This is a genomic window from Ensifer sp. ENS02 (genome assembly GCF_014851885.1).
GTDB lineage: Bacteria > Pseudomonadota > Alphaproteobacteria > Rhizobiales > Rhizobiaceae > Ensifer > Ensifer adhaerens.
In genome coordinates, this window is record NZ_JACVAO010000010.1 from 219,369 (window position 1) to 231,707 (window position 12,339).

At 61.5% G+C, this 12,339-nt stretch carries 16 protein-coding genes; 14 read left to right on the forward strand and 2 right to left on the reverse strand.

Features of this window, described 5'->3' with window-relative positions; genetic code table 11:
• Positions 1–46 precede the first annotated feature (46 nt).
• The 12 genes from IB262_RS22515 to IB262_RS22565 all read left to right on the forward strand — a co-directional run bounded on the left by IB262_RS22515 (position 47) and on the right by IB262_RS22565 (position 8,754).
• Positions 47–859, forward strand: coding sequence for a pirin family protein (locus IB262_RS22515; protein ID WP_192493792.1), 813 nt, complete (start codon positions 47–49; stop codon positions 857–859).
• A gap of 241 nt (positions 860–1,100) precedes the next feature.
• Positions 1,101–2,258, forward strand: coding sequence for a Gfo/Idh/MocA family oxidoreductase (locus tag IB262_RS22520; RefSeq protein WP_034799520.1), 1,158 nt, complete (start codon positions 1,101–1,103; stop codon positions 2,256–2,258).
• 13 nt (positions 2,259–2,271) lie between these two features.
• Positions 2,272–3,156: a sugar ABC transporter permease gene (locus IB262_RS22525; protein ID WP_034799524.1), complete on the forward strand. Its 885-nt coding sequence runs from the start codon at positions 2,272–2,274 to the stop codon at positions 3,154–3,156.
• A complete protein-coding gene (locus IB262_RS22530; protein WP_034799530.1) occupies positions 3,153–4,010 on the forward strand; it encodes a carbohydrate ABC transporter permease in 858 nt (285 codons plus the stop codon). Before IB262_RS22525 ends, IB262_RS22530 begins: the two co-directional genes overlap by 4 nt.
• A gap of 38 nt (positions 4,011–4,048) precedes the next feature.
• Positions 4,049–5,278: an ABC transporter substrate-binding protein gene (locus IB262_RS22535; protein WP_034799533.1), complete on the forward strand. Its 1,230-nt coding sequence runs from the start codon at positions 4,049–4,051 to the stop codon at positions 5,276–5,278.
• A 95-nt stretch (positions 5,279–5,373) separates the two neighbouring features.
• A complete protein-coding gene (gene ugpC, locus IB262_RS22540) occupies positions 5,374–6,507 on the forward strand; it encodes a sn-glycerol-3-phosphate ABC transporter ATP-binding protein UgpC (protein ID WP_034799536.1) in 1,134 nt (377 codons plus the stop codon).
• Positions 6,508–6,659: 152 nt separating this feature from the next.
• Positions 6,660–6,821, forward strand: a complete 162-nt coding sequence (locus IB262_RS22545) for a hypothetical protein (protein WP_192493793.1) — start codon at positions 6,660–6,662, stop codon at positions 6,819–6,821.
• Positions 6,822–6,829: 8 nt separating this feature from the next.
• Entirely contained in the window at positions 6,830–7,426 is a 597-nt protein-coding gene (locus tag IB262_RS36705; RefSeq protein WP_192493794.1) for a helix-turn-helix transcriptional regulator, read from the forward strand.
• Between the two features lie 126 nt (positions 7,427–7,552).
• Entirely contained in the window at positions 7,553–7,819 is a 267-nt protein-coding gene (locus IB262_RS36710; RefSeq protein WP_348646925.1) for a VOC family protein, read from the forward strand.
• Complete coding sequence (locus IB262_RS35995; protein ID WP_246802687.1) at positions 7,731–7,946, forward strand: VOC family protein; 216 nt, start codon at positions 7,731–7,733, stop codon at positions 7,944–7,946. The genes IB262_RS36710 and IB262_RS35995 overlap by 89 nt, the downstream gene beginning before the upstream one ends.
• Before the next feature lie 55 nt (positions 7,947–8,001).
• Positions 8,002–8,406, forward strand: a complete 405-nt coding sequence (locus IB262_RS36715) for a VOC family protein (RefSeq protein ID WP_060530306.1) — start codon at positions 8,002–8,004, stop codon at positions 8,404–8,406.
• 90 nt (positions 8,407–8,496) lie between these two features.
• Positions 8,497–8,754 carry a DUF1801 domain-containing protein gene (locus tag IB262_RS22565; RefSeq protein WP_192493795.1) on the forward strand — a complete coding sequence of 86 codons (258 nt, stop codon included), beginning with the start codon at positions 8,497–8,499 and terminating at the stop codon, positions 8,752–8,754.
• A gap of 35 nt (positions 8,755–8,789) precedes the next feature.
• On the opposite strand, the gene IB262_RS22570 is transcribed toward IB262_RS22565, so the two are convergent.
• Complete coding sequence (locus tag IB262_RS22570) at positions 8,790–10,265, reverse strand: M81 family metallopeptidase (RefSeq protein WP_034799551.1); 1,476 nt, start codon at positions 10,263–10,265, stop codon at positions 8,790–8,792.
• A 122-nt stretch (positions 10,266–10,387) separates the two neighbouring features.
• Positions 10,388–10,885, reverse strand: coding sequence for a hypothetical protein (locus IB262_RS22575; RefSeq protein ID WP_192493796.1), 498 nt, complete (start codon positions 10,883–10,885; stop codon positions 10,388–10,390).
• A 114-nt stretch (positions 10,886–10,999) separates the two neighbouring features.
• On the opposite strand from IB262_RS22575, the gene IB262_RS22580 reads away from it, so the two are divergent.
• Together IB262_RS22580 and IB262_RS22585 are read left to right on the forward strand one after the other, a co-directional pair.
• Positions 11,000–11,389, forward strand: coding sequence for a RidA family protein (locus tag IB262_RS22580; RefSeq protein WP_034799761.1), 390 nt, complete (start codon positions 11,000–11,002; stop codon positions 11,387–11,389).
• Positions 11,390–11,461: 72 nt separating this feature from the next.
• The gene (locus IB262_RS22585) at positions 11,462–12,325 is read left to right on the forward strand and encodes a MurR/RpiR family transcriptional regulator (protein ID WP_034799558.1); all 864 of its coding nucleotides are present in this window, start codon (positions 11,462–11,464) and stop codon (positions 12,323–12,325) included.
• Positions 12,326–12,339: the final 14 nt, after the last annotated feature.

Sequence of the window (12,339 nt, forward strand, 5' to 3'; positions counted from 1 at the left end):
GGCCGGCTGTCGCAGCAAACTGCGGTCACCCGTGTTAGGATGGCCGATGCTCTACCGCGGCGCCAAAAGTCCTGTTGTCAGGGACATGGGTGGATTCAAGGTCAGGCTCAACATGCCCGGCTGGCTGTTGCCATGGCCGCGCGATCATGGCTACGGACCGCTCGCGATGGTCGCTGAAACGATATTGGATCCTGGCAGGCTGGTCGCCATGCACGAGCACAGGAACGACGAGATCCTGTCATGGGTGCCGGAAGGGGTCATGCGCCACGACGACCGGGCGACCGGCAGACTGGTCACCGATCGCGCGCATCTGATGGTGATGAACGCCGGGCAAAGCTTCTGGCATTCGGAGGAAACCTTGTCTGGTGATCCTCCGCTGCGCATGCTGCAAATTCTCGTGCGCCCCCATAGCGTCGATCTCCCGCCAAACATTCAGTACGGTCCGATCGAGCCGGCGCCCCTCAATTGCTGGCGGCATCTCGTTGGGGCCGAGGGGGAGGGAGCGCCATTCTACTTCCGCAACGCCATCGATTTCTTCGATCTCAGGCTCGAGGCGACGGGAAAGGTGGCGTTTCCCCGGAAGGAGGGGAGGCACCTTTACTTCTATGTGTTCTCCGGTTCGGTGGAAGTCGGGGGCGTCCGGTTTGACGAGGGAGATCAGGGGCTCCACCAGTCGGACGGACCATTGGACCTCGTCGGCATCGGCAACGCGCTGATCGTCGCGTTCCTGATCGATCCGCGGGCGCCGTTAGCGCGCAAGGGGACGGTCGGCGATCATCCCAAGATCCCGTCACCCGTTCTGGCGCGGACCTTGCTGACACTGCTACGCTTGCGCGATCGTCTCCGACGGAGGAGCTAAGTGGATCAGCGACCCCTCACGCAACGTGCAGTGGTCTGGACCGCTTTCCTCCTGCCGTAGAGTTGCGATGCGTGCACCCTTCTTGGTTGTCTGTAGAATGCCTGCTTTGTCGGCATTTGCCTGAGATATGAAAATGAATTTCACAATTTTACAAAATATGCGGATTTGAGTTGACGGCCTGAAAAAACTGTCCCAGTCTGCGAAAATAAATTACGCCAAAAGGCAGGGGAACAGGACGAGCATGAAAGTTGGCATCATCGGACTCGGATTCCGTTTGGGTTATCTCGGCTATGTCTTCAAGGCCATGGACGAGAGCTTCGAAATCGCCGGATACGTCGATCCGAACCCGGCCGGTCTGGCCACGCTCACCGAAAAAGGCATCTCGCCTGGCAAGGCCTACGCGACGCCCGAAGAACTGATCGCCAACGAGAAGCTCGATCTCCTGATGATCGGCTCGCCCAACCACATGCACCTCGACCACATCCGGATCGGCCTTGAAGCCGGCCTGAAGGTCTTCAGCGAAAAACCGATCGTCACCACGATCCAGGAAAGCCTGGAACTCGCAGCGCTGATGGCGAAGTTTGGCCATGAGCGGCTGATGGTCGGTCTCGTGCTGCGCTACGCGCCGATGTACCGCGACCTCCGCCAGGCGCTTGCCGAAGGCAAGCTAGGGCAGGTGGTCTCGATCGAGGCTTCCGAGCACATCGAGCCCTACCATGGCGCCTTCTTCATGCGCGACTGGCGCCGCTACGAGCGCTATTCCGGCAGCTTTATGCTGGAGAAATGCTGCCACGACCTCGACCTCTACAATGGCGTCGTCGGAGCCCGGCCGGAACGCGTCGCAAGCTTCGGCGGCCGCAAGAGCTTCATCCCTGCCAACGACCCGGCCCGCGAAGGCATCAACGACCTCGAACTCTTCCATCGCAAGCCGAGCGGCTGGATGGGGTCCGACAAGGTCTTCGACAGCGACGGCGACATCATCGACTACCAGGTGGCGATCGTCGAATACGCCAACGGCGTCGGCATGAACTTCCACACCAATCTCAACGTGCCGGATCAGTTCCGCCGCTTCTGCATCATGGGCTCGCGCGGCATGGCCGAGGGCGATTTCATCCGCGGTTACTTCGACGTGCACGAGATGCTGACCGGCAAGAAGGTCATCGAGAACAAGTACAAGGCCACCGAACTGTCGCAGCACTATGGTGCCGACGAGCAGATGGCAACCGACATCATCGGCCACGTCCGCGACGGCCGACCTCTGCCGGTTTCGACGCGCGATGCGCTGGAAGCCGGCATTCTGGCGCTCTCCATGGACGAGGCTCGGCGCAAGAAGAGCGTCATAGACCTCCGGCCCATATGGGACCGTTTCGACGAAGCCCTGCATTCCCGCGCGGCGTAAGGGGAGGCGACGGATGAGTGTTCAACGCAGCACAGTCATCTTCGCCTGGATCCTGCTTCTTCCTGCTGTTCTTTACGTCACGGTGATCGTCGCCTATCCGCTGGTCGACACCTTCATCCTGTCGTTTACGGACGCGTCGCTGAAGAAGACGACCAATTGGGTCGGCTGGACCAACTATGACAAGATCTTCAACGAGACCTTCGCCGAGGTCATCTTCCGGACCTTCATCTGGACGTTTTTTTCGGTGTCGATCAAGATGATCATCGGCGTTTTCGGCGCAACGATGCTGAACGCGGCCGTGCCCGGCCGGGCGCTTTTCCGCCTGCTCACCATGCCGCCATGGATCGTGCCGATGGCCATCGGCATCTTCATGTGGGGCTGGATGTACAACGGCCAGTTCGGGATGATCTCCGGCGTGCTGCAGAACATGGGGTTGTCGAACGGGCCGATCGCCTTCCTCGCCCGCGGAGAGACTGCCTTCTGGGCGACGATCATCACGGACGTGTGGATCGGCGTGCCGCTAGTGACGCTCTATATGCTGGCAGCCATGCAGGCGATCCCGCAGGATCTCTATGAGGCCGCGTGGACCGATGGGGCAGGGCGTTTCTATCGCTTCCGCCGCATCACGTTGCCTCTGCTCGTGCCGTCGCTGATCACCATGTCGATGCTGTCGCTGATCGCGACCTTCAACTCGTTCGATATCATCTGGATCCTCACCCAGGGTGGACCCAACGGTGAGACGACGACGATGATCATCGACACCTATCGCACCGCGATCGGGTCGAAGAAGTATGGCGAAGGGGCAGCGCGCGCCGTGCTGATCTGCATCTTCCTGTCGATCTTCTGCTTTGCCTATTTCCGGGTGACGAGCCGCCTTTCTCAGGGGGAACAGAAATGAGCCAGCCTGCCCTGATCAATCGCTACCGCTGGTACGAGCTTGTCGGAATCTATGCCGGTATCTTCGTGTTCCTGTGCTTTATCCTGGCGCCCTTCGTCGAGGGCTTTCTGGTGTCGCTGAAGCCGCTCGGGCTGCTGTTCTCGTCACCCTATCGCTTCTGGCCGGAAAACGGCTCGTTCGCCGCCTACTTTACGATGTGGGAGAGCGTGCCGGGCTTTGCCCGCTACATCTTCAATTCCTTCTTCATCTCCACCATCGTCACGGCCATCGTGCTGGTGCTGGTCATACCCGCTGCCTATGCCTTCGCCCGCTTCAACTTCCGTGGCGCCGGCGTGCTTTTGGGGGCATTCCTTGCCGTCAACATGTTTTCGGGCGCGGTGCTGCTGATCCCGCTCTTCCGGCTGATGCGCACCTTCGGCGTCCTCAACACTTATCTGGCCATGATCGTGCCGGGCGTTGCCTTCCTGATCCCGTCGGCGATCTGGCTGTTGCGCACCTACATGATGCGCATCCCGCGTGAACTGGACGAGGCCGCCTTCGTCGACGGCGCCAGCCACTTCTATACGCTGCGCCGGGTGATCCTGCCGATCGCCATGCCCGGCATCACCGTGGTGGCGATCACCACCTTCATCGGTGCCTATGCCCAGCAGTTCATCTACGCGCTGACCTTCAATTCCAAGAGCGAATACATGCCGCTTCCCGTCGGGCTGTTTGCCTATTTCGGACGCCAGGAGGTGGTCTGGAACGAACTGATGGCGGCAAGCTTCGTCGGCATCGCGCCGGCCGTCGTCGTGATCTTCCTCTTGCAACGCTATCTCGTCAGCGGGCTCACCGCGGGCGCGGTGAAACAATAAGACTTAAGTCAACCACCAGAGAACGGGAGCATAAAAACGTGTCTATTCAATTCAAGACGGGGGTGCTCGCCCTTGCCCTGCTCGGCTCGACCGCGCTGGGCGCCGTGACCGCCAAGGCGGCCGACCAGGAGATCAGCTGGATCTACTGCGGCGACACCATGGATGCGGTCCACCAGAAGTACATCAAGCAGTGGGAAGAGAAGAACCCGGGCTGGAAGGTAACGCCTGAAGTCGTCGGCTGGGCCCAGTGCCAGGACAAGGCAACGACCCTTGCCGCCGCCGGCACACCGGTCGCCATGGCCTATGTCGGGTCGCGCACGCTGAAGGAATTTGCACAGAACGACCTTATCGTTCCCGTGCCGATGACGGACGACGAAAAGAAGACCTACTACCCCAACATCGTCGATACCGTGACCTTCGACGACAACCAGTGGGGCGTTCCGATCGCCTTCTCGACCAAGGCGCTCTACTGGAACAAGGACCTGTTCAAGCAGGCCGGCCTCGATCCGGAAACGCCGCCGAAAACCTGGGCTGAAGAGATCGAATTCGCCAAGACGATCAAGGAAAAGACCGGCATTGCCGGTTACGGCCTGCCGGCCAAGACCTTCGACAACACCATGCACCAGTTCATGCACTGGGTGTACACCAACAACGGCAAGGTCATCGACGGCGACAAGATCGTCATCGACAGCCCGCAGGTGCTCGCAGCGCTGCAGGCCTACAAGGACATCACGCCTTTCTCTGTTGAAGGCGCCACCGCCTACGAACAGAACGAAATCCGCGCCATCTTCCTTGACGGCAAGGTCGGCATGATCCAGGCGGGCTCGGGTGCCGCAACGCGCCTGAAGGAAACCAAGGTCAACTGGGGCGTAGCACCGCTGCCGCTCGGCCCAGAAGCAAAGGGCGAGGGCACGCTGCTCATCACCGACAGCCTGGCGATCTTCAAGGGCTCGGGCGTTGAGGAGAAGGCGATCGAATTCGCCAAGTTCATCACCTCGCCAGGACCGCAGGGCGAATACGAGCTTCAGGGCGGCGCCGGCCTGACGCCGCTGCGTCCGTCGCCGATGGTCGATGAGTTCGTCAAGAAGGATCCCTATTGGAAGCCGTTCATCGACGGCATCACCTATGGTGGTCCCGAGCCGCTCTTTACCGACTACAAGGGCTTCCAGAACGTCATCATCGAGATGGTTCAGTCGGTCGTGACCGGCAAGGCCGAGCCGGCCGACGCCTTGAAGAAGGCGGCTTCCAGCCTCGAAGAGTACAAGTAAGGCCACCGGGGCCGCGCGCCGACAAGATCGGTTCGCGGCCCCACCTAACTCTGCTATAAATGAGCCGCTTCTCGCCGGTGGCCGGAGACAGTTTCTTGGGACAGCTCAATCTCAATCGGGTTCAGAAATTCTACGGGACGTTCGAGGTGCTGAAAAGCATCGATCTCGAAGTCAGGAACGGTGAGTTCGTCGTTTTCGTCGGGCCCTCCGGTTGCGGCAAATCGACCTTGCTCAGGATGATCGCTGGTCTCGACGAGACCAGCTCGGGGGACATCCTGATCGAGAACAAGCGCGTCAACGATCTGCCGCCGGTCAAGCGCGGGATCGCCATGGTCTTCCAGTCCTACGCGCTCTATCCGCACATGTCGGTCTTCGAGAACATCGCCTTTCCGCTTCGCGTGGAAAAGATGGCCGAGGAGAAATTGAAAGCCAAGGTGGAGCATGCCGCGCGCATCCTGCACCTGGACCAGCGGCTGCAGCAGAAGCCGGGCATGCTTTCGGGTGGCCAGCGCCAACGTGTCGCGATCGGGCGGGCGATCGTGCGCGAGCCGAAGATCTTCCTATTTGACGAGCCGCTCTCAAACCTCGATGCGGCCCTTCGGGCCGACATGCGCATCGAACTGGCGAAACTGCACCGGCAACTGAAAGCAACGATGATCTACGTCACGCACGACCAGGTCGAAGCGATGACGATGGCGGACCGGATCGTCGTTCTCAATGCCGGTGAGATTGCCCAGACCGGCGCGCCGCTCGAGCTCTACCACAAGCCGGCCAATACCTTCGTTGCCGGCTTCATCGGCAACCCGAAGATGAACTTCCTGCCGGTCACCTGCAAGGGCGTCAGCGATGCCGGCGTCGAGGTCGATTACAAGGGGCAGACGGCGGTCATCCCCGTCACCCCGCAAAGCGGCCTTGCCGGGCGCACGCTGACGCTTGGCGTGCGGCCGGAGCATATCATGCTCGGGTCCGGCGACCTGACCCTCAAGGTGACGCCAACGGTCATCGAACGGCTCGGCGCCCATACGGTCGCCTATGCGGCTATCGGTGGTGAGGGCGAGAACTTCTGTGCCATGCTGCCGGGAACAGCAGCTGTGCGACCGGAGGAGACCATCCAGACAGGCATCAAGGCAGTCGATTGCCACCTGTTCGACGAGGCTGGCCTCGCGCTCGAACGTCGCGTCGAGTTGACCGACATCGATATGGGCGTGCTCGACCCCGCGGCTGCCTGACGTCGTCGAAGCCAGGATCATGGTCGCGGCCAATCAGGGCGCGGCCAGTGTTTGGCCGTTGTGGCTGGATATCCGGCAGCTCTACCTGTAAGGATTGCCGGTCGCCGACGCCCTCTATTCAAAGGCGATCAAGCGCACTTGGATAGAGCATCATGACGCTTGGCCGCTATACGGAACTTCCCCATCTGGCCGACGCCAATGCCGGGATCGAAGCCGTCTGGGCGTCTGTCAGTCGCAACGAGGGCAGCTACCGGGTCCTGCCGGATGGGCGATGCGACATCATCCTCCGATTTCCCTGCCACTCCGCGAGCTGACGCCGATCGTGACCGGTCCAACCACGGGCTATTGCGATGTTCCGCTGGAACCCGGCGCCGCCTTCGTCGGCGTGCGCCTGCGACCTGGCCATTTCCAGAGAATTCTGGGCCTGGAGCCGATCCGGTTGCACGGTGACGCCCTGATCGGCGCAGCGGTTCTGGGTCAATGGCCCGACATGGCCGCCCTTTGCGTGCCGGCATCGGACCAGCAGGAGCTTGCCGGCCGCCTGGTGCGGTTTGTCCGCAAGCGTGATGCCGAGAGCGACTTTGAAGTGGCGCCGCTCGGCCGCAACATCATAAGCGCGCTGCACGCCTCGGGCGGGCGGCTGCGCATCGCCGAGCTTGCCGCGATGCACGGTGTCTCCGAGCGCACCGCCAGACGCGTTCTCCTTCGCGCAACTGGGCTCACGCCGAAGGCGTTTGCCGCCATCATCCAGTTCCATCGCGCCTTGCGGCTGTTGCGGGATCACCATCTCAGTCCTGCGGATGCCGCGTTCGAAGCCGGTTTCGCCGACCAATCCCACATGACCCGGGTCTTCCGGCGCCTGGGCGGGTTCTCGCCGGCGCGCTTGCCCGAAGTCACACTGGTGACGATCTCGGACTGATGTCCGAATTGTTCAAGATCAGAGCCTGGCAATGAATGATGATCGCCCGTAACCGTTCGCGCTGCTTCGGGTAGCGCGCTTAGCGCGTTGCCGACTTCGGCGGCGAGTAACCCTTGGAGACGAACCATGGCCGTCCGTTTCGGATACACAATCCTCTATGTTCCCGATGTGCCGGCAACGGTCTCGTTTTATGAGGCTGCCTTTGGTCTGAAGCGCAGGTTCGTACACGAAAGCAGCCTCTATGCGGAGATGGAGACGGGTGTGACGGCTCTGGCCTTTGCCAGCGAAACCATGGCGGAGCTGAATGGTCTTGCTGTTCGCGCGAACCGCAGGCGATCTTGCCGCCGGGTTCGAAATCGCGCTGGTCTGCTCTGCACCGCACGAGGCCTATGAAAAGGCTGTTTCGGCCGGAGCATCGCCGGTGAAGCCGCCGGAAGAAAAGCCGTGGGGGCAAGTGGTCGGCTATGTTCGCGATCTCAACGGCTGCCTTGTCGAACTCTGTTCCGGCACGCCCGCCTAGCCGCCCGGCCCGACCACGCAACCCACGAACGCCATGACTCAGGAGGAGCCCACCTGTGCGCCCGACCACTGCCTCGCCCTGCATCACGACCACCCAGATCGCCGCGTCGCGAGACTTCTATCAGACATATTTCGCCGCACGGCTGACGTTTGACTGCAGCTGGTACATCAGCCTGGAACTCGGCCAAGGCCTGTCCCTCCAGTTCATGGAACCGCAACAGGGGCAGCCTGTGTGCAACACCGAAGGCCTCACCTACAATTTCTGCGTCGCAGACGTCGACGGCGAGTATAGCCGGATCAGGGCAGCAGGCCTTGCCCCGGCGTTGCCGATCGAGGATCACCCATGGGGAGATCGTGGCTTCGCCGTAAAGGATCCGAACGGTGTCCTGCTCTATATCTACTCGAATCGCGAACCCGCGCCGGAGTTCAAGCCGTTTGTCATCGCTTCGGGTGCGGCATGATGGATGACCGGATCCAGACCCTTCTGCGGGAGATCGAGCTTCATCGCGGCGATCAGTTCGTGATCGTCACCCGACTACGGGAAATCGCGCTTGCCTCGGGTCCTGCAGTCAGAGGTAAAGTATGGCGGCATCCTGTTTTCGTCCAAGGACAGCTTCTGCGGCGTCTTTTCCTACGCCCAACACGTGACGCTGGAGTTTAGCCGGGGCGCCGCTTTGCCCGATCCACATGCCGTCCTGGAGGGTTCAGGCAAGCTTCGCCGCCACATCAAGCTCCTGGGCCCGGCGGATATAGATGAGAAACAAGTCGCGCTATACATCAAGATGGCTCGCGAGGCTGCCGATCGCTGAAGGGTCGGTTGCGCCCGGCGACGGTGCCGCAAACCTCAGGCCGCGCCCTTCTCGGTTCCGTGCGGGTTGTCGACCTTCGGCCAGATGTTCTTCGGCGCGCGCTTGTAGTCGGTCTTGGCGGGATTGTTCGGGTAAGGCGTGCCGGCCGAACAATAGAGGATTTCGGACGCGATCTTGGAGAACGAGGCGTAGAAGTGGTTGGTCGACTTGATGACCAGGATCTTCTTGCTTGTCGGGTCGATGCCCATCACCGAAAACAGGCTTGGATCGAAGCTCTGCGCGCGGGTCGAGTTGAGGATGATGTCGATGCCTTTGAAGCGAATGTGGGCCGCATCGCCGAAGGGGGCGAAGCTCTCGCCGAAGCGCATCTCGGCGTCGCGCACCAGCTTGACCACCTTGACCGTGCCATCGACCGGATTGCCGGTTCCCGGCGCCGACTTGGCGCCGAAGCGCAAGGGGATGTCGGCGCCTTCGCCGGCCGCCATGCAGATCTGCACCGCCATCGGGTCCCAGATCGTGCCGACCGCAACGTCGGTTGCGCCGCGAGCCAGCAGTTCTTCGAGCAGAACTGTCGCGTCGCCGGCCGTACCACCGCCCGGGTTGTCCCAGACATCGGCGATGACGACGGGACCTTTGGTTGCTGCGAGTGCCTCATCGACCGCCTGCCTCTCGTCGATCTGCGGCATGATGAAGGTGCCGCGGTGGGAGAAGAGTTCCAGACCCAATTCCCGTGCGAGGCTCGCGCCTTTCTCCGGCTTGCCGTCGGTGACGGCGAGCAGCTTCGTTCCCATTTCCGGGACGTCGCCGGCCATGAAGCCGTGGATCACGGAGAGCGAAAGCACGTCTGCGTCTTCCTTCTCGATCCGCATCAGCTTGTCGACGAAGGAGCGCATCGGATCGCGAGATGTCGGGTAGACGTCGATCATCCGACAGTCGAAGATCGACATGACGGGCGTGATGCGGCCTTCGAGCGTGTCGACAGCGATCTTCCAGAGGTCCTCCGCGCGGTCGACGAAGTCGGTGTGCGGGAATTCCTTGAAGTAGACGAAGAAGTTCGATGCGGCGGCGCGGTTGGCCGTCAGGTGGCTGTGGGGATCAAGCTCGGCGCAGACGAGGATATCGGGACCGACGATCGCACGGACGCGCGTCAGCAGGTCGCCTTCGGGATCTTCGTAGCCGTCGGCGACCATGGCGCCGTGCAGGCCGAGCACCACGGCATCGACGGGCATGGCGGCGCGCAACTGGCCGAGGATCTCGTCGCGCAGGCCCTCATAGGTCTCGCGGTTGACGAGGCCAGCCGGGTCCGCCCAGGTCGCGGTTCCCTCGATCAGTTCCCAGCCCTTCTCAACGCAGACGCGCCGGCCGACGGTGATCGGCGCCGTGCAAAGCGTCGGTGTCTCCGGGTGTTCTCCCGGCGGGGCGTAGAGCGAGGCTTCGAAGGCCCGGCGGTCGATGCAGATCGGGGAGAAGGTATTGGTCTCGGTCGCAAGCGCCGCTGTGAAGATCCGCAATGCCGTTGCCTTTTCTATTGCGTCACGCCTGCAGCGCCGCTCATCCGGCCGGATGTGCTAAGGTCGCTGCGGGCTCTAAGTCTGGCGCATGATTTTTCCCGGATGCATGGCGATCCAGGAAACTACGCGGAAGCCGCGCCCATCGGGTTCGGCAGGTAGCCGGTAAAGCCGGCAATCTTCCAGCGTCCTTCGTGCAGACGGCAGTAATAGACCGTCTGCCATTTCAGGATGTCGACGCTGCCGTCCGTCTTCTTCAGGGTGCCATCGAACTTCTTGCGCGCCAACGCCTGGTCACCGTTGATCTCGATGTCCTCGAGCGTCGTCGTGGTGAAGATCGCCGTGCGCGGGTCTTCGGCGAAGCTCTGTGTGGCGAAATCCTGCGCCTGGCGCAGCCACTCTTCGCGATAGGCGGCCAGCGACGGGAAGGTCAGCCGCCAATTGTCCGGATTGGTTTCGCGGCGGCCGTCGATGCCGATGAAGCTCTCCCCGACGAAATCGTCTGCAACCATCGACCAGTCGGCTGCCAGAAAGGCAGTGATGTCGCGGGAGACCAGCATCTCCCAGATCGAGTGGCGTGCAGCATCGGAAGAGGGGAATGGATTGAGAAAAGGATCCCGCATATTCGCGCCCTGGATTGAAATTCTTTTCATGAATGGCGTTTTTCGCTAGCCAAATTCGGCTTTCTATGGTCACTTGTCAACGATCAAAGAAAATAATTTGCAAGAAGGCTCATGATGACGATCAAGCGCTATGGTGCGGAACAGGTCGGCGCTGGCGGCAAACCTTTGCCCTTCGCGCGCGCTGTCGAGGCGGACGGCTGGCTCTATGTCTCTGGTCAGGTTGCCATGGAAAACGGCGAGATCATCGAGGGCGGGATCATCCCCCAGACCCACAAGACGATCGCCAATGTGATGGCCATCCTGACGGAAGCCGGCTACGGTCCGGAGCATGTGGTTCGTTGCGGCGTCTGGCTCGACGATCCCAGGGATTTCTGGACATTCAACAAGATCTACCAGGAGTATTTCGGTGCTCATCCGCCGGCGCGGGCCTGCGTCCAGTCGTCGATGATGGTCGATTGCAAGGTCGAGATCGACTGCGTCGCCTATAAGCCGAAAGAAGGCTGATCCTGGAGCGGGAGCGGTTTTCTGCCCGCATCCCGCTCTCACTCGTGATCCGAAGCAAGGCATAAGCGGGCGATGGACATCTTCGCGACATTGCAGGAAGAAAAGGGGCGGCTCTCCCAGTCGGAAAACCGCATCGCCGATATTCTCCTGAACGATTTCGAGTTCGCGGTAAACGCCTCCATCATCGAGCTCGCGAGCAAGGCGGACGTTTCGCCGCCGACCGTCACCCGCTTCTGTCGGCGGTTGGGTTGTGACAGCTTCTCCGACTTCAAGGTGCAGCTCGCGCGGACCGCCTATATCGGCATGCGCTACCTGAAGCCCGAGCCGAAGAGCCGGGAGACCGGCGATGTCGCCCAGGACATCATCACCAAGTCGCAGAACGCGCTGTTTCTTCTGCATCGCTCGCTCGATCTCGCCGCGATCGAGCAGGCGGTCGAGCGGATTGCCTCAGCGGAAATGATCTACGCCTTTGGTTCCGGCGGCAATTCGTCGATGATCGCCGGCGAGCTTCAAAACCGGCTCTTTCGTTTCGGCCTGCGCATCACATCGAGCTCGGATCACAGCATGCAGTTGATGATGACGGCGGCGGCCCGGCCGACGGACGTGCTGATCGGCTCCTCCTTTTCCGGCCGCAACGCCGAACTCGTGCGCGCCTTCACGCTTGCGCGCGAACTGAAAGTGCCGACCATCGCGCTGACGCAGAGCGGCAGCCCGGTGGCCACCGCTGCCAGCATCACCGTTCCGGTCGATCTGCCGGAGGGCAACAATATCTACCGCCCCACCTCCACCCGCATCGCCTATCTGGCGCTGCTCGACATCCTCTCCAGTCTCGTCGCTTATCGGGTTCAGCCGCAGGCGACAGCCACACTTCGGCGCATCAAACAGCAGCTGGTGACCCACCGCGACGGTGACGACCGCCAGTTGCTCGGAGACTGACGTGCCGCGAAAGG

Coding starts and splice junctions, on each gene's coding strand:
- IB262_RS35995 (WP_246802687.1), top strand. CDS start 7,731: ATGGTCTTGCTGTTCGCGCGAACCGCAGGCGATCTTGCCGCCGGGTTC.
- IB262_RS36710 (WP_348646925.1), top strand. CDS start 7,553: ATGGCCGTCCGTTTCGGATACACAATCCTCTATGTTCCCGATGTGCCG.
- IB262_RS22575 (WP_192493796.1), bottom strand. CDS start 10,885: ATGCGGGATCCTTTTCTCAATCCATTCCCCTCTTCCGATGCTGCACGC.
- IB262_RS22545 (WP_192493793.1), top strand. CDS start 6,660: ATGACGCTTGGCCGCTATACGGAACTTCCCCATCTGGCCGACGCCAAT.
- IB262_RS22520 (WP_034799520.1), top strand. CDS start 1,101: ATGAAAGTTGGCATCATCGGACTCGGATTCCGTTTGGGTTATCTCGGC.
- IB262_RS22530 (WP_034799530.1), top strand. CDS start 3,153: ATGAGCCAGCCTGCCCTGATCAATCGCTACCGCTGGTACGAGCTTGTC.
- IB262_RS22525 (WP_034799524.1), top strand. CDS start 2,272: ATGAGTGTTCAACGCAGCACAGTCATCTTCGCCTGGATCCTGCTTCTT.
- IB262_RS22515 (WP_192493792.1), top strand. CDS start 47: ATGCTCTACCGCGGCGCCAAAAGTCCTGTTGTCAGGGACATGGGTGGA.
- IB262_RS22580 (WP_034799761.1), top strand. CDS start 11,000: ATGACGATCAAGCGCTATGGTGCGGAACAGGTCGGCGCTGGCGGCAAA.
- IB262_RS22585 (WP_034799558.1), top strand. CDS start 11,462: ATGGACATCTTCGCGACATTGCAGGAAGAAAAGGGGCGGCTCTCCCAG.